The 16,409-nt window shown below is 46.1% G+C and carries 16 protein-coding genes and 1 pseudogene; 5 read left to right on the top strand and 12 right to left on the bottom strand.

Features of this window, described 5'->3' with window-relative positions; genetic code table 11:
• Positions 1–384 precede the first annotated feature (384 nt).
• Positions 385–1,641: a chloride channel protein gene (locus OU814_RS02140; RefSeq protein WP_268180101.1), complete on the top strand. Its 1,257-nt coding sequence runs from the start codon at positions 385–387 to the stop codon at positions 1,639–1,641.
• Here OU814_RS02140 and OU814_RS02135 read toward each other — a convergent pair.
• The 4 genes from OU814_RS02135 to OU814_RS02120 all read right to left on the bottom strand — a co-directional run bounded on the left by OU814_RS02135 (position 1,638) and on the right by OU814_RS02120 (position 4,473).
• Positions 1,638–3,251 (bottom strand): DHA2 family efflux MFS transporter permease subunit, encoded by a 1,614-nt coding sequence (locus tag OU814_RS02135; RefSeq protein WP_268180099.1) that lies wholly within the window; start codon positions 3,249–3,251, stop codon positions 1,638–1,640. The genes OU814_RS02140 and OU814_RS02135 overlap by 4 nt on opposite strands.
• A gap of 64 nt (positions 3,252–3,315) precedes the next feature.
• Positions 3,316–4,008 carry an efflux RND transporter permease subunit gene (locus OU814_RS02130; protein WP_268180097.1) on the bottom strand — a complete coding sequence of 231 codons (693 nt, stop codon included), beginning with the start codon at positions 4,006–4,008 and terminating at the stop codon, positions 3,316–3,318.
• Positions 3,983–4,210 carry an efflux RND transporter permease subunit gene (locus tag OU814_RS02125; RefSeq protein ID WP_268182083.1) on the bottom strand — a complete coding sequence of 76 codons (228 nt, stop codon included), beginning with the start codon at positions 4,208–4,210 and terminating at the stop codon, positions 3,983–3,985. The genes OU814_RS02130 and OU814_RS02125 overlap by 26 nt, the downstream gene beginning before the upstream one ends.
• Positions 4,186–4,473: a hypothetical protein gene (locus tag OU814_RS02120; protein WP_268180095.1), complete on the bottom strand. Its 288-nt coding sequence runs from the start codon at positions 4,471–4,473 to the stop codon at positions 4,186–4,188. Before OU814_RS02120 ends, OU814_RS02125 begins: the two co-directional genes overlap by 25 nt.
• A gap of 337 nt (positions 4,474–4,810) precedes the next feature.
• Between OU814_RS02120 and OU814_RS02115 the strand changes: the two genes are divergently transcribed.
• Positions 4,811–5,989: an HhoA/HhoB/HtrA family serine endopeptidase gene (locus OU814_RS02115; RefSeq protein ID WP_268180093.1), complete on the top strand. Its 1,179-nt coding sequence runs from the start codon at positions 4,811–4,813 to the stop codon at positions 5,987–5,989.
• Positions 5,990–6,169: 180 nt separating this feature from the next.
• On the opposite strand, the gene OU814_RS02110 is transcribed toward OU814_RS02115, so the two are convergent.
• From OU814_RS02110 to OU814_RS02080, 7 genes are all read right to left on the bottom strand, one after another.
• The gene (locus tag OU814_RS02110; RefSeq protein ID WP_268180091.1) at positions 6,170–8,446 is read right to left on the bottom strand and encodes an FdhF/YdeP family oxidoreductase; all 2,277 of its coding nucleotides are present in this window, start codon (positions 8,444–8,446) and stop codon (positions 6,170–6,172) included.
• Between the two features lie 97 nt (positions 8,447–8,543).
• Positions 8,544–10,868: an FUSC family protein gene (locus tag OU814_RS02105; protein ID WP_268180089.1), complete on the bottom strand. Its 2,325-nt coding sequence runs from the start codon at positions 10,866–10,868 to the stop codon at positions 8,544–8,546.
• A gap of 168 nt (positions 10,869–11,036) precedes the next feature.
• On the bottom strand, positions 11,037–11,402 hold the full coding sequence (locus OU814_RS02100; protein WP_268180087.1) for a hypothetical protein: 366 nt from the start codon (positions 11,400–11,402) through the stop codon (positions 11,037–11,039).
• On the bottom strand, positions 11,395–11,760 hold the full coding sequence (locus OU814_RS02095) for a hypothetical protein (protein WP_268180085.1): 366 nt from the start codon (positions 11,758–11,760) through the stop codon (positions 11,395–11,397). Before OU814_RS02095 ends, OU814_RS02100 begins: the two co-directional genes overlap by 8 nt.
• A gap of 1 nt (position 11,761) precedes the next feature.
• Complete coding sequence (locus OU814_RS02090; RefSeq protein ID WP_268180083.1) at positions 11,762–12,982, bottom strand: NRAMP family divalent metal transporter; 1,221 nt, start codon at positions 12,980–12,982, stop codon at positions 11,762–11,764.
• Positions 12,979–13,395, bottom strand: a complete 417-nt coding sequence (locus OU814_RS02085; protein ID WP_268180081.1) for a hypothetical protein — start codon at positions 13,393–13,395, stop codon at positions 12,979–12,981. Before OU814_RS02085 ends, OU814_RS02090 begins: the two co-directional genes overlap by 4 nt.
• A gap of 287 nt (positions 13,396–13,682) precedes the next feature.
• The gene (locus tag OU814_RS02080) at positions 13,683–14,240 is read right to left on the bottom strand and encodes an HPP family protein (protein ID WP_268180079.1); all 558 of its coding nucleotides are present in this window, start codon (positions 14,238–14,240) and stop codon (positions 13,683–13,685) included.
• Positions 14,241–14,556: 316 nt separating this feature from the next.
• On the opposite strand from OU814_RS02080, the gene OU814_RS02075 reads away from it, so the two are divergent.
• The 3 genes and pseudogenes from OU814_RS02075 to OU814_RS02065 all read left to right on the top strand — a co-directional run.
• Complete coding sequence (locus OU814_RS02075; RefSeq protein WP_268180077.1) at positions 14,557–15,153, top strand: DUF2231 domain-containing protein; 597 nt, start codon at positions 14,557–14,559, stop codon at positions 15,151–15,153.
• 49 nt (positions 15,154–15,202) lie between these two features.
• A complete protein-coding gene (locus OU814_RS02070) occupies positions 15,203–15,649 on the top strand; it encodes a cbb3-type cytochrome c oxidase subunit I (protein WP_326498271.1) in 447 nt (148 codons plus the stop codon).
• A gap of 75 nt (positions 15,650–15,724) precedes the next feature.
• Positions 15,725–15,823, top strand: a pseudogene (locus OU814_RS02065) (cytochrome c oxidase subunit 3); the annotation flags it as partial.
• A 115-nt stretch (positions 15,824–15,938) separates the two neighbouring features.
• Here OU814_RS02065 and OU814_RS02060 read toward each other — a convergent pair.
• Positions 15,939–16,226: a Mo-dependent nitrogenase C-terminal domain-containing protein gene (locus OU814_RS02060; protein WP_268180075.1), complete on the bottom strand. Its 288-nt coding sequence runs from the start codon at positions 16,224–16,226 to the stop codon at positions 15,939–15,941.
• Between the last annotated feature and the right edge of the window lie 183 nt (positions 16,227–16,409).

Raw genomic sequence — 16,409 nt, 5'->3', positions numbered from 1 at the left:
ACACCTAGAGGAGCAAGCCTTTTGGTGTAGACATAAGACCAACGAATTGCGCAATTGTGATTTGTTGTGGTTATCGGATGGATGACAAACATTAATCTGCTTTGAGCAGTTCCCCTTTTCAAAAGCCGGAAGTTCGCAACTTAATTCACAATCTTGAACTGTCCTTTCTAGAGCATAGTCAGCATAGAAATCCCGTTCCACTTTAATTCATAGAATCGTAAGGTGAGAATTCCTCCTTAAGGTAGATCTGATTTTTACCCGATTTTTATCGTGTTATGAGACGATCTAAGCCTTGAAGATTACGAACATTCGATGGTATTTCCATTTCGACCTAAACAATCCCAAGGCTCTCGCCAAAATCAAAATCAGAGAGGGAGCTGGCTCGTGAGCCTAGCCGAGCGAAATCCTTTCACGCTATCCCGCTGGATCATTTGTTGGGCGCTCATCGGCGTGGGCAGCGGTTTATTCGCCGGGCTGTACTGGAACCTACTAGAACTTCTGACCCATACTTTACGATCGTTCAGCGGTACTTCACTGCTCATCGTCATGCCCTTTGCGGGTTTCATAATCGGGCTAATCATCCACCTTCTAGGTCATCCGGGTGAAATTGGCTTGATTGTGGATAACATCCATTCTCGCGGTGGGCGAATTGACGTTCGTGAAAATCCTTCCATGATCTTGACCTCGTTGGTGAGCATTTCGGCAGGAGGGAGTTTAGGTCCCGAAGCTCCGATGGTTCAGGTCACAGGTTCTTTTGGAACTTGGGTTGCCGATCGCTTAAAGTTAACGGGAGAAAACCTGCGATCGCTGAGCCTAGCAGCAATGGCAGCAGGCTTTACCGCATTGTTTGGTGCGCCATTGGGGGGTGCGTTCTTTGCATTGGAGATTCTGCATCACCAGCATGTCGTGGAATATTACGAGGCGATTTTACCTGCGATCGTTTCTAGCTGTGCTAGCTACATTGTCTTTGCCTTAATTACGCATTTGGGGCTGAATCCAACTTGGCAATTTCCCCAATACACAATTAATAATGTGGATGATTTTGCTCTTTCTATTGCTTATGGAATTGTTGGAGCGATCGCGGCTTGGATATTTATTAGTATTTTTAGAGGTTGTGCTTGGCTGTTTGCAAAAATTCCACAACCGATTTATATTCGGACGACCATCGCGGGATTAGTGTTAGGAATTATCGCCATGCTCGTTCCTCTGACACGCTACTTTGGTCATGAAGAATTAAATTCAGTCGTTGAACAAAATCTCGGTGCTTTCACTTTGCTAGGGATCGCGATCGCGAAAATGATTGCGATCGCGGTAACGGTAAATGGCGAATGGCGCGGGGGATTTATTATTCCGCTGTTTTTTACAGGAGCTTGTCTTGGTAAAGCGATCGCGCTACTGATTCCGGGTGTTAATCCTGTACTTCCGATGATTGCAATTATGGCGGCCATGAATGCGGCAGTAACTCGGACTCCGATTAGCACAACACTGCTCTTAACGAAGTTGACAGGCTTTACGCCCTTTGCCCCCATTCTCTTTGCAAGTTTAGTCGGGTTTTTCCTCTCTCCCAAGTTGCCTTTCATTCGCTCTCAGAGTCGAACTCAAAATCAATCGCCATTGTCCACTCTAGAAATAGGCGATTAGTGACCGATCGGTGCCTTTGCCCCGGCACCGCCTTTCCCTAGCAGTAAAAGCAACGGCAACGAACATAGAAAAACCACACCCACAAACCGAAAAATATCGGCATAGGATAAAATTGCCGCTTGCAAATTGACCAATTGATCCAAAGAGGTAAGGGCTTGCTGTTGGGCGGTAGCTGCATCTGAGCCACGGCTTTGAAATGCGCCTGCTAGAGCATTCAGACGTTGAGTGGTTTCTGGATTGTAAGGCGATAAATTCGTCAGCAACATCGCTTTGTGAAACGCTTCTCGTTGAGCCAATAGCGTCGTTAAGATAGCAATGCCAATGCTACCGCCAAGCTGACGAGTCAGGTTATAAAATCCCGATCCAGCCGAAATATCTTGCTTTGGTAGTGATCCAAGAGTTGCTAAACTCAGCGGTAAAAACATCAAAACTGTGGTCGCTCCCCGCCACAGCAAGGGATAAAATAAATCGTCTGTTCCAGTTTGCGGTGTGATATTGGAAAGTTGAAACATTACGAGAGCCGTTCCCACTGCCCCGATCGCGATCAGAATTCGCGCATCAACTTTGGTCGAAATCTTACCAAGTAGAATCATCACGATCGCAGATGCCAACGCACCGGGAGCTAACAACCATCCCGTTTGTGTGGCAGTAAAGCGCAATACTCCCTGAGCAAATAATGGAACTGCAAACAAGGCTCCATAAAGTCCCATCCCCAAAATTCCAGAGTAGACGCTGCCTGCTGCCAGCGATCGATGTCGTAAGACACGCAAATCCACGGCTGGATCTTTAGTACTGAGTTCGCGCCAGATAAATAACGCTAATCCGATTACCGTCGTGACTGCCAACGTTGTGATGAATTGAGAATTAAACCAATCGTCCTGTTCTCCTTCCTCCAAAAAAGTCTGCAAACTTCCCACGGCAACGATTAACAAAATAATCCCCAGCCAATCGACTCTTTGATGAATTTTCTTCCCCTGAACACGATCAGGCGGCAGAAAAAAGATTGCCATCAGAACTGCTGCAATCCCAACTGGCAAATTGATAAAGAAAATCCAGCGCCAACCCAAACTATCGGTAAGATACCCGCCCAAGGTTGGTCCGATCGCGGGACCAGCAATCACACCAACCCCAAAGACCGCTTGTGCTAGACCCTGTTCTGCGGGCGGAAAGGTTTCAAATAAGATCGCTTGAGCTTTCGCCAACAATCCGCCCCCAAATAGCCCTTGCAGAATCCGAGAAATGACGAGCATCGGCAAATTGAAGGCAAACCCGCACATCACCGAAGCGAGAGTAAAGCCTGCCATCGAAAACACAAAGTAAGTCTTCTTCCCAAACACATCACCGAGCCAAGCTGAGAGCGGAATCAGAACCACGTTCGCGATCGCATATCCAGTGACGACCCATCCCACTTCACTCACCGTTGCCCCTAGTGTTGCTTGAATATCCGTCAAGGCAACATTCACAATACTCATATCAATGACTTCTAGAATTGCACCGAGCGATGCCGTAAATGCAATCGCCCATTTCAAGGGTCCTTGTACATAACTAGACTGAGCCTTGGTTGAGTTTGAGTTGTTTTGCATTTTTGAGCGATCGCGAGTAGTAGCCATTGAAGTTTGAATTGAAAACTTGAATCAATTGAAAAAATCCTGAGACAAAAGAAATCAGCAACGATTAGACAAGATCAGTTTGAGAAGCAGGTGAATGTTTCTTGCGCGATCGCAGCTTCGTTTGCCACGCTTCCATATAGGTGTAAAACACAGGCGTCAAATATAACGTGAGCAACTGCGAAAACACCAATCCACCGACAACAGCAAGCCCAAGCGGGCGACGAGCATCTGCACCCGCACCAAAGCCGAGTGAGATCGGTAACGTCCCCATCAATGCTGCCATTGTTGTCATCATGATCGGGCGAAATCGAACCAGGCACGCTTGATAAATGGCTTGATAGGGGCTTTTCCCATCTCTGCGAGCCTCGATCGCAAAGTCCACCATCATAATGCCGTTCTTTTTCACAATCCCAATCAGCAAGATAATGCCAACGAACGCATAAATATTCAGATCCACTTTGAACAATAGCAACGTTAACAATGCACCAAATCCAGCCGAAGGCAGGCTCGATAAAATTGTCAACGGATGGATGAAATCTTCGTACAGAATGCCTAACACAATGTAGATGACTAGAATGGCAGCAACCAGCAACCAGCCAAGCCCCTGCAAAGAAGCCTGAAATGCTTGAGCCGATCCCTGGAAGCTCGTACTAACCGTTTCAGGTAGAGTTTGCCGCGCCAATTGCTCAATTTTGCTCGTCACATCACCGAGAGATACGCCTGGTTTCAGGTTAAAAGACAGCGTAACTGATACCACTGCGATTGAGATCAAATTGCAGCGTGATCTGAGAACTGCCCAAGGAACTACTCGAAGTCATCGAAGTAATGCCAGCAATGCTAGAAAACTGCTGCTCTAACGGCGTTGCCACCGAAGATGCCATCGTTTCGGGACTGCCATCCGGTAAACTTGCTGAGACCTGACGGACGGACTTGGCTAATCGTGACCATCCATCTGAGATTTCAGCGCAATCGTCGAATAGGTTTGCACCGTTCCTGTTGTCTGCACCAAAATTGGCATGGTTTGACGTGAGGCCTGAGTTGACACCACTGGAACGGATCGATCGCCTTTGGAGCGAACCGATTGTGCTTCAGAAGCCGTACAGGCAGACAAACCACTCAATAGCAAGAACAACAAACTCCAGAGCTTCCAGCGTTGCTGTCGATTTGCAGGATGGAACAAATTGACAGCGCTGTGCGATCGAGGAGAAGCATAAATAGGCATCATGCAAACCCAGTTTTTTTTGTATGTTAATAGTTAGTTTATCTAACTATTAATTTGACATATTTTTTCTGAGTGTCATACTTCTCAAGGAATAAAAAAATAATGAAACCAAAGATGCTCGATCGAGAAATTGGTCTCTTCTCAAGCCGCCGCAGCGTTAATGGAAACCATGCCTGCGATTATGCAATTTGTCCGTAGTGAAATGCGGAATCAAATCAATTGAACTCAATTGAACGAACTCTAGTCGTTAGAGAGATGACTTGCCCAATTTAGTTTCTAGGATGAAGTTGTGAATTTGTTTTTATTCAAGATTTAGTATTCATTACAGTGAAGTGTTATGGCTAGCATTATCAAACCCTCTCTAGTTTCATTGACCTTAATTCTTGCCAGTCTGAGCACAGGATGTGTTCGGAATCTCAGTGCTCCACAAGAACAAACGGTCACGCCCCAAGCTCAAAGTTCCAATACTCCAGTTCCTACCCCATCCAATCCTCCCGTTGCCAATTCAGGAGGGAATCCAAACTATGTGGCTCAAGTCGTAGAACAAGTTGGCCCTGCAGTGGTTCGCGTTAACTCAACTCGAACATTACAGCAGCCCACCAACGATCCGTACTTAAGACGGTTTTTTGGTGAGCAATCTCCCACTCAGCAGCGAGTGCAGCGAGGTACGGGTTCAGGATTTATTATTAGTCAGGATGGGCGAATTCTCACCAATGCACACGTTGTTGACAATGCAGATACGGTGAGTATTGTACTGAAGGACGGGCGACGATTTGATGCCAAAGTCTTAGGCAGCGATCGCGTGACAGATGTTGCAGTTCTAAAGATTGAAACAACAGGACTACCTACTGCTCGACTCGGCAATTCTGATAATCTGCAACCTGGGCAAGCCGCGATCGCGATCGGCAATCCATTAGGACTCGATAACACAGTGACAGAAGGAATTGTTAGTGCAACAGGTCGTTCTAGTTCGGATGTCGGGGTTCCGGCTGAACGGGTGAGATTTATTCAAACCGATGCAGCCATTAATCCAGGAAATTCGGGTGGCCCATTACTCAATGCCAATGGAGAAGTTATTGGCATCAATACTGCCATTATCCAAGGAGCACAGGGAATCGGTTTTGCCATTCCCATTAACACTGCCCAACAAGTTGCGGAGCAATTGATTACGAAAGGACAAGTCACTCACCCGTATTTAGGGGTGTTGATGACGGATCTCACGCCAGAACTGCGCGATCAAATTAACCGCAGTAATGTTGGCTTTCAAGTCAATCAGACGACTGGCGTACTCATTGTGAGAGTAGCAGAGAATTCTCCTGCGGCACGAGCAGGGCTACGTCCAGGAGATGTGCTTATAAGTATTAATGGCAATGCGGTTCAAAACACTGAACAAGTTCAGAAAACGATCGAAGGGGCACAGTTAAATAATCCACTTCCGATGACTGTCCAACGCAACGATCGTAGCGTTGCAGTTAATGTACGACCTACCCAACTTCCGCCACCCGATGCATCTTAATTCAAGAAGAGAGCTAAGAGAACAAAATCCCGAATCACATCGGATTGAGGTTAACCCTTGATCCGATGTGATGAGGTTGACTGTACTCTCTTCGGTAATGAGCGCTTAACCAAACACCATGAATCACTAAATTTGTTACTAAAAACGATGTTTGACACAACCAGAAACCGAGCGTCAGTTCTAGCTGGCATATACGATCGCAGGCACTCGTTTATAAGCGGGTGTCCCCGATCGCGTTTCGACCTTTGCACTAAAGATTCGATTCACTTCTGGATAAAACATCACTGCCGCTCCCGGACGCACAGCTCCATAAATCAATTCCACCTGTTCTAATTTGCCTGCATTGCCTTGTACAGTCACGCGCTGATGTTGCTTCAATCCTGCTTTCTCAGCATCAGTTGGGTGCATCAAAATACAATTACGATGCGGCATTCCGCGATACTTGTCGCCATCTTTGTACACGACCGTATTGTGCTGAGAATAGCTGCGCCCCGTCATGATCGCCACAACGACACTAGGAATTGAGCCATCAACATTGAATGAAGCACGATCGGGCAATTCCAACCGAGGCAACGGGGTACTAAACATCTTTGCTTTTCCCGAAGGCGTAGGAAACTTAGGCTCTGTAATGATGCGACCCTCGATCGTGAACTCCTCGCGAGTTTCATCGATCGTTGCCATCTTCGAGAATCCAGGAACCATTTCTGCAATCAATTGCCGCACATACTTTGGATCGCGTAGGTTTCGCCACTCTACCGGATAAGAACCGTGAACTCGATGTGCGAGTTCGGTCAGAAAATCAATTTCAAGAATGACATCTGCGTCTTTCAAATGGGTTTTGCCAGGATCATTCAACCGCACAAAATTGTTGCCAGATTCAACCGTGGTTCGATAAGGGGTTTCAAACCGATTGAACACCGGAATGATAATCGTGTTGTGCTGAGCCAGCCCGTTGAAGTGCCCAATATTCGGCTTAGTTGCCAGATAGATCACCGTTTCGATTTGCGCGATCGCTCTCTTAGCTTGAGTCGAATCCGGATTCGCACCATAGAGATTGCCACCTAAGCAAATCAACGTATCCACCTTACCTTGATCGGCAGCTTCAATCAAAGCGCGAGTGTCATAGCCTTTCACGCTACTCAATGGCTTTCCGAGTAGTTTCTCTAGCGACTCTTGCAGCCCTTCTTTCAGCTTCTGAGTCGTCACCCCCATTGAGCCAAATCCTTGAACATTGGAATGTCCGCGAACAGGCATCACACCTGTTCCTTCTCGCCCAATATTGCCTGAAATTAGAGCCGTATTCGCAATGCTCAAAATGTTATCTACACCATTTTCATGTTGTGTGAGTCCCATTGCCCAAGCAAACACAACTGATTTCGAGGTTCCAATAATCGTTGCAGCAGCTTCTAGTTCTTCCTGAGTCACTCCACAAGTAGAAGTAATCGTTTCCCAGGATGTTGCACTTGCTTGCTCTAAGACCGCTTCTGCATTCTCGGTGTGAGCATCGAGAAAGGCGCGATCGACAGATCCCTGCTCAATCAGCACCTTTTGAATCCCAAGAAAGACAGCGACATCACTGCCGGGAATCGGCTGTAAATACAACGAAGAAATCTCTGAACCTGGAATCAATGATTTCACTGGAAACGCAGGCGAGCCAAACTTGACCAATCCAATTTCCATCATTGGATTGATCACAATCACTCTGCCACCTCGATCATCTCGGAGCTTGATCAACTCATTCATCAAGCGCGGATGATTGTAAGCAGAGTTTGCACCTGCTAAAACCACACAATCTGCTTTCTTGAGACTCTCCAATGACACGATCGAGGTCTTAGTTCCAAACATCTGCTGAAGTGCAAAAGTTGAAGGCGCATGGCAAAGATCCGAACAATCCGCGAGATTGTTCGATCCGAATGCCCGCATCATCAATTGCAACAGAAACGCCGCTTCATTCGACGAACGACCCGAACTATAAGAAGCCACTCGTTCTGGCGCTTTCCGAAATCCAGCTTCGGCAATGCTGTAAATTTCTTCCCAGCTAATTCGCTCATAGTGAGAACTGCCTGCACGAAGAATGACAGGATAGCTCAATCGCCCTAAACGATCAGCTTGCATCGAACTCAACTGCTGCAACTCAGTAATCGAATGCTGTTCAAAGAAATGAGGCTTAATCCCTGGCTTGATTTCTGCTGAGATTGCTTCAACACTCTTCATACAGCGCTGAAGCTTTTCTCCTTCCTCATCAGTAAAGCCTCCTTTCTGCCCGCCCGTTCCCCAAGAGCAGGAGAGGCAAGCGCTGTGGTGGAACAAGGTTTGCCAGATTTTCGCGCCTTCGGGCGAAAGCGTCTTTTCTGCCCAGAACTGAATAACAGGCAATCCACCGCCAATGTCCAATGCCTCTTCATTCTTTTCATTAAACGGGGGCACAGGTTGGATGTCTTGCGGATTGGCACTCATGGTTTAAGGGTGTTTAGCTACTTCCGCAAAGTATCCCGAATACGATCGCAGCAGAATGTGTCCACAGAGAGATCTGAGCTTCTGTCGAGCGAGGGATTTAGCTCAGGTTTAATTTCTGTTCTACGACGGGTTGTGATAACTGTGCGATCGCGTGATGAATGTTTTTAATTTCATAAGCAATTTGATCTAGCCCCACAGAAACAGGGGCGCGTTCCCGGACGGCATGAAATATCTGAGTCGAAGTCCTTGAACCAGGCGTAACAGAAGTGTGAGCCGTTTGCAGTTGATTGAGGTGATGGTGAATTCCGTCGAGCACACGATCGAGATCAGGCAAAGACTGGAGAGTTTGCCGCTGTTGTAAAGAATCAGCCCCGTTCTCTAAAACCTGAACGACCATATCCGCAAATTGTGTGAACTCTGGACATTGATACTTCCCGCTTAATTCCTGACGATGGTCTGCAAGCGCTGTCACGGAATTGAACAAGCGGCGAATATAGAAAATCAAAGTTGTGATCGATTCAACATCACCTTGAACATTCCGAGGCTCACTAAATAACCGTTGTGCTGAAGCTGTAAGGTTCGTATTTTCTAACGCAGCTTGACGGCGTGGAAGCGCAATAGATTGAGCAGATCCAACTTTATCGGGATGAAGATAAGCTGCAATCACCTGCTGAAAGTAAATCAGATTAGCGCGGATCGTCGTTTCTAGCTGAGCAGGAAGCTGTTGCCGCTCCCATTGAGGAAACAATAGAAAGCTACCCAACAATGCGAGAACCCCACCTGCTAGACTATCCGCAATTCGTAAAACCCCGATTTCCCATCCCCCTTGACTTGTCGCATTCAAAAGCAAAATGATAGCAGGAGTCAGAAGCGTAATAAATAGAATAATACTGAGGGGCTGAACTGCCATTGCGCCCATAATGAGTAAGAGAAGACAGACACTAATCACCCAAGAGTTGTGAATTAAAGCAACGATCGCGATCCCAATCACACCCCCAATCACCGTTCCAATCACCCGTTGCAGGATCATCTGAGAGGTACCACCATAGTTTGGCTTGAGAGCAATCACAGCCGTAAGCGTCACCCAATAACCTTGAGGAATCTGAAGTTGAGCGGCGAGAACTTCCGCAATCGTGGCAACGATCGCTAACCGCAAAGCATGACGAAAAAAAATCGAATGAACCGTGAGATGGTCACGCAGAGGAGTGAGAACTTCAGCGAAACTGGCTGGCTTTGGAAAAGAGAGCCTAGAACGAGTTCTAGCTGACCTCACTCTTCTATGAACAGTTTCTTGTTCCAAGGCAGTCATCAACTCGACATCGGTATAAAGTTGGCCTGATAGTCGCGTCAGTATCGTGGAAATCTTATCCAAACTTGTTAATGCAGTCTGATGATCCGGCGGAGTCGAAACGAGATTGGAATGGAATTGCGTATGTAAGATTTGCTGTTGATGTTTGAGCACTTCAATGGCGCGATCGAGATCACCCAAATGTATCGAGGATCGACCTTTTGCGATCGCAGTAGACATTTGTTGCAATACAACTGCTAACTGTTCGAGACTTTGCTGAATAGCGGGCTGTAAGGATTGAAATAAAGAATGATCAGAAACAACCACAACCTGTTCAACCAAAGTAACCGCGTAATTTGCAATCGTTGGGGTATCTTCGATCAAAATTAGCAATTGGTTGCCTGCAAGATTTCTCGCACCTTCTGTCCAAGCAGCTGACCAGCGATCGCGTGCTGCCGTGAGTGCTTGCGTAAAACTATCTTGAGCTTGAAGAAAACGAGTGAATTGAGCGCGACGATCGTCAGGATAGGCAACTCGTCCCTTTGCAGCATCGATCAGTTGATTTAGAGCCTGATAACAGCTAGAAACAGATTGGATAACAGGTTTATAGGGATTGAGTTGCCAGATCCCTAAAGCAACAATAATTGACCATATTCCTCCCCCAAAACATAGAAGACACTGCTGAAGCACCGTAGACAAGTTGGGAAAGGTAGCAAATTTTGCCAGTGCTACGATAAACATAATCGAAGCAGTTAAGCTGATGGCAGAGGCTGTCGCGCCCCACAACCCGGCAAACCCAAGCAAAAACATCACGAGAAACGTCGTCAGTACTGATAGCCAGAGAATGCCATGCACCAGATTTGCCAGCAGCAGCATTGCAGTAATACTAATGATTGCGACAAATTTTGCGGTTGCCTGCTGTCGATACACCCCTTCTACATTCACGATCGCCACCATCCAAGCGCCCATAATTGCGATCGTGCTTTGTGCTGGTTGTCCGATCACGATTCCTACTATTAATGGACCTAGAACTGAGAGCAGCACTTGGAAGCTAACCGCGATCGCGGGTTTACCAGGTTTGAGCTGAAACTGCTGGAACACCCAGTTCAGCAGAAAGTGGAATCTAGAAAGCATTATTGTGGGTTGAGTTAGAGTTGAAGAGGGTATGACATAAGCCAGACGAATTTTATATGGATAGACGTAATCATTGAACTCACCTAGGGTAGATTAATTTGCTTTTTGAAATCTTCACCAGCTTAGAAGAATTCCTAGCATGATCGCTTGTTCAATCATGCATTCCCTCTATCCTTCTTCCCCCGATTCTTGAGGCTGTGCTGCCTGCTCAAGCTGCCTATTCAAGATTTCCAACTCAGAACGAGTACAGCACAAACGCGGAGACATTCGATCAGATAAGTCCAATTGGTTCCAAGGAATTCGATATCCTCCGTGGAATTTTCGCGCTCCCAACAACTTGAGCATTCCTACCCCAATTCTCCACGCAGATAATCGTTCTAAAAGAGCCGTTGAACCAACTAAATATTCTTGGATGACCCACTCATCTCCCTGTTGTTCAGCCCGAACTTCCTCAATTCGCCCGATCGTTTCACCGTTACAGTCTAAAACTTGTGTTCCCAACAGTAATTCCAAGCGCAATTCACGGTTACTCATTGCCTGCTCCAGGAATGCGTCCAATCACATGATCTTCTAACCATTTCTCGTAAGCGAGTGCAGTGGTTTCTTCAGCATCGAGATCCACATCCACATCAATTCCCACATCCACAACCTTAGACCAAGGAATGCGTAAGGAAGTTCGCTGCTTTGCACCCCAACGGCTTTGAATCGCAACCATCCAACGTTCTAGACTTGGGTGAATTCGTCGCGCCAAAACCGGAAAACCCACTTCTAGATACGCCAAGCGAGGAGGTTGCTCATTCCGCAGTTCTGCAACAATGCCATCAACTCTACCCATTTTGCGCTGATGGCGATCGACAAGTTGATTATCCAGAACATCTCGAATGATGTCCATATTAGCCTCCTAAAATCTCTAGCGGAATTGCAGCGATCGCTAATATAAATGTCATGACAATAATAAAAACCACAATACTATTGCTGAGCCAACCATTACGGTGTGAGCCAACATAGGATTCATCATTCATGAGAATTAAAAATGGCAGCACAACCAATGGAAGAATGACTGCTGTAAGTGCCATCGAGAATAATGTCAACTGCAATGGGTCAATCCCAATCACCATGAGAATTGCAGCGAGAAACACAAACACAGTATAGACAGCACTAAACCGAGCGGCTTGCTTCGGGTGCAGGCTTTCCCCCCAATTCCAGCCAAAGGATTGAGCCACGATATAGGCGGTATCTAAGCTAATTTCTAGTGCCGCTCCAAAGCAAGCAATCCCCAAGGATGCAGCAAATAACCAAAAGCCCCAAATTCCCAAGGGTTGAGTCAGCATCAATGCTGCCTGCTCGTAGCTATCCACTTGAATACCACTGGGATACAAGACTAATGCCGCAACTGCCAGCACTCCTAAAGACACAATGCTGCCAAATCCCATCCCTAACCCTGAAACCCACCGATTGATCCCAATATCCTCCTCACTCCAGCGACTTTCGATCGCACCAGACGAATAAAAGTAAAACAGATAGGGACTAATAATTGCGCCTAAGATACTCACAGCAATAAAGAAATAATGAGCCGTATCGTGCTGAGGCAATGTTGGTAATAATCCACTTCCCAACTGCGTCAAAGAAGGGTGAAGCTTGATTGTTGCAAAAACAAAGGCAAGAGTGATTAATCCAAGCACCGAGACCCCATTTTCAATGAAGCCGAAGTTCCCCTTCCACAACAAGAGCCAGATCGTAAATGCAACAGGCAACGCCCACCACTGAAAAGAAATTCCAGTCACTAACTGAAGCGCAATACAAACGCCACCGATTTCTGCTGCAAGCACCAAAAAGTCTACGACAATTTCAGCAATTAATGGAATTAGCAGAAAGCCGAATCCCAATCGCTCTCGTACCCCATCGATTAAAGTATGCTTGCTGACGGCTGCCAACCGTCCCGACATTTCCACCAACGCAATGACACAAACCGTTCCCAGCAAGATCGCCCACACTAATTGAAAGCTGAAAGTAGAACCTGCTTCGGCTGCGGTTGCGATCGCGCCAACATCCAAAAAACCACCGATGCTCGTAACAATCCCCAGTGCAATTTCAAGAACTTTTTGAGGTTTCATAATTGTTCTCCACTTTGCTGCACTAAGCTCTGAAGTCCTTGGACTTGATTCGACAGATCTTGAAGGGTTCGAGTCAAAGCAGCCCGGTTTTGTTGATCAACTTGAGTTTCCATCTGCTGAACGATTTGCTCAAGTTGAGTGACCTGATGAATTGCAGTGGCTCGGTTTTGCGAAGGAGCAACCTTCGCGATCGTATCGAGTTCTTGGTGCAGGGTTTCTTGAGTTTTGTGTAACGTCTGTTTTGTATAAACTTGCGGCACTCGGTTTTGAAGCCAAGCAAGACTGACCATGTTTGCAGTGGTAGCCCACGAGTTGACCGTTTTTAACTCTTCAGTCAGCTTTTGAGTTGAAGGCTGAGTTCTACAAGCGGTTGTAGCGAGCAAGAGAAGCATCCAAGCATAGCGCGATCGCATATATTTCAGTCCTAGCGCGAACACGTCTTAGATGTAGCATGAGCATTCTAATTTTTGGATTGTTCTCAAGATAGAAAAGTACAGCAATTTGCTTGTCCTGAAGGTAGATCAAGGGAAACAAGCATTGCGAAACATTACCGTATTTAGGATGAATAGAATTAGGCGATGTGCAACTCCTTTGTGCATTAACACTCAAGAGCCATACATCGCCTGTATTCAAAAGAAATATGCTTGATCGAAGACCGTATTTTTTCCGGTGCTGAAGTTTTACTTCACTAAAGATGATTCTAGAACCAATGTTTTGGATAGGTTCTTTCTTCAGCTAAGTTATTAAAAACAACGGCACATAAAACTAAAATCAGCGACCCTTCCAAAGCAGGCGTTAACAAAAATTGCCAGTCTGGTTTCGTCATCATCACAACCAAAGCAACGGCTCCTGAAGGAGGATGTACAGTTCCAGTCATTTGCATAATTCCGATCGCAGTCGAAACAGCCATTCCCATTGCCACGGGAGAAGTCCCGAAAATATGCAAAATGATCAGACTGATGATCGCAGCTAGCAGATTTCCACCAATGACATTACGTGGTTGAGCCAAAGGACTGTCCGGAACACCGAAGATCAAAACGCTGGTCGCACCAAAAGGAGCCATCAACAACGGAGAATTCGTTTTGACAGCAAGGTAAGAAGTAACCGAGATCGCAACAAAACTACCGAACCAACTCCAAAACACATGTCGATGATGGGGTCGATCGACTGGACAGGTTAGAGGGCAGGATTGCCATCTGCCAAAGGTTTTAAACCAATAACTTTCCCATTTCAACCGAGCTTTCTTATAGTGGAGCATGAACTACCCAATCACCTTTATTTCCTGAAATGAATGCTTCGTTAAAGTTAAAATATCATGACATTTCTCAAGAAAGCTACAGAAAAGTATCTAAAGGTACAGTTTTTTTGTTATCTCATTACACGAATTTATAGCAAAAATCAGAAAATATTATTCCAGCTTTTCTCTGTTCAATCAATTGAAACCTCATTAGATACAGTGAAATTGCCCTAAAAACTTTCCTGCGGTAGAGAGCAAATTAAGCCATCCGGTAGACGCGATCGCTATAGAGCCAATCCGGTCTGATCACAGCTATCTGCCGAAGGTAAGGTCGATCGTGACAGAACAATTCCAACCCGAATTAAATCTTGGAGCGAATAATTTACCCTATTCAGTTCCGATTCACCTGCAGTTTGTCCACATGACACTCGGCTTGTTTATTATTGCCATTATTTTTGATATTGCTGGAACACTATTTCCCTTAGAAAAACCGATCTTCAAATTTTTTGGTTTGACTGCTCTGCGATCGAGTTTATTCACCGTCGGTTGGTATAACTTATTCGCGGCTGCAGTAATCACGTTTTTCACTGTTGCAGCAGGCTTTTTTGAGCTTTTCCTCGCAACGCCACCACCAGGAACCAGTGCTTGGGGCTTGAGTGCAGGCACAACGATGTTAATTCATGGAGTCGCGGGTGTCCTCATCTTGACCGCGAGCGTTGGTATGACCCTATGGCGAGGACTCCAACGCTACCGTTGGCGCAGATCTGCCCGACGAGAAGTGCAATGGAGTTACTTGCTAGTCGGAATTGCCATGCTCGGAATCCTCTTCATTCACGGCACTTTAGGGGCACAGCTCGGTGATGAGTTTGGCATTCACAACACCGCTGCAAACTTAGTCCGACAGGGACAAAATCCGAATCTAGTTTTGAAATAATCTGCAAGCTTATGTTTTCTAACGTATCGATCGCTAAAACACGATTACGATGGCAATCTTTGCAGCCATCTACTTCTGGTTTCCTAAAATTACTGGACATATGTATGCAGATGGTTGGGGAAAGCTACATTTTGGGTTGACTTTCTTAGGTGCAAACTTAACCTTCTTCCCAATGCATCCTTTGGGTTTACAAGGAATGGTACGCCGAGTCGCAGCATATCCCCCCGAATATCAAAATTGGAATGTAATTGCCAGTTTAGGCGCATTCTTGATCGGACTTTCGACATTACCCTTCATTGCCAATGTGGTTGCATCTTTATTTTTAGGATCACGAGCCAGTGACAACCCTTGGGAAGCAACGGGACTAGAGCGGATGACTTCTTCTCCTCCGCCTAGAGAAAACTTTGAAGAGATTCCTCAGGTCATGTTTCCGCCCTATGACTACGGCAATCCTAGAGCCTATGGCGAGAACGATCCCCCTCAAGAGCCATCGTAATTTATTAGTTGAGCGGTGTTATGACTAGAACGATTCGTCCGCTCAGTTCGATCGTTTCGATCGGATAACTACAATCAAGGTCACTTTGGAGTGAGTGCAACGACATTGTTCTGGCATGTTGTCGATGGCATTTGGGTGATTCTGTTTTCGCTACTCTATTTGTGGAAAGCTTAGAGAGCGACGTAGATTCAAAAGCTTAGACAAGAAAGCGAGAGTGAATAAGCGACCGTTCTAGATCTCAAGCTCTAAAGTATATCTGTGGGCAATCATCTTGTTGTTCTATCCAGCTTTAGCAGTAGATAGCAATATCTTCGCCGCACACGTCAGCTAAGTAACACAAAGCTTTGAACCGTAGTCCTACTAATTGTTCATAAAACGGATTGAGTTTGCACATTGGCGGAATGTGGAGCAGGACTCGACCAAAGAAACGGATATCGCGTTCAAAAGGACATTGAGAAGGAATGAGGCGACAGAAGAAATGAACCGCTTCTGGGCTACGGATTTCCACTGCGTCGAGTTTTGCAGCAATGGGTTGAAGGAGAGAAGCGATGAATCTGTGAGAGGTAAAGTTCAACATGGTCTGATCTCCTAGATGCCAGTAGTATAGAGCGCTGTGGCTTTGTCTGATACTAATTAATACGGTTGAATTCAATCATTTATGCAACGAGTGTGATCTCGTGATGAATCAATCAACATGCTCAAGCAAAGGTATTCCGAGATGGGTCGTGACAGTCTGTAGATTGACTGATGCAGAACACTC

Source organism: Leptolyngbya sp. GGD (assembly GCF_026735145.1).
GTDB classification, from domain to species: Bacteria; Cyanobacteriota; Cyanobacteriia; order Leptolyngbyales; family Leptolyngbyaceae; genus Leptolyngbya; species Leptolyngbya boryana.
This window is presented reverse-complemented; position numbering and strand designations above follow the sequence as displayed.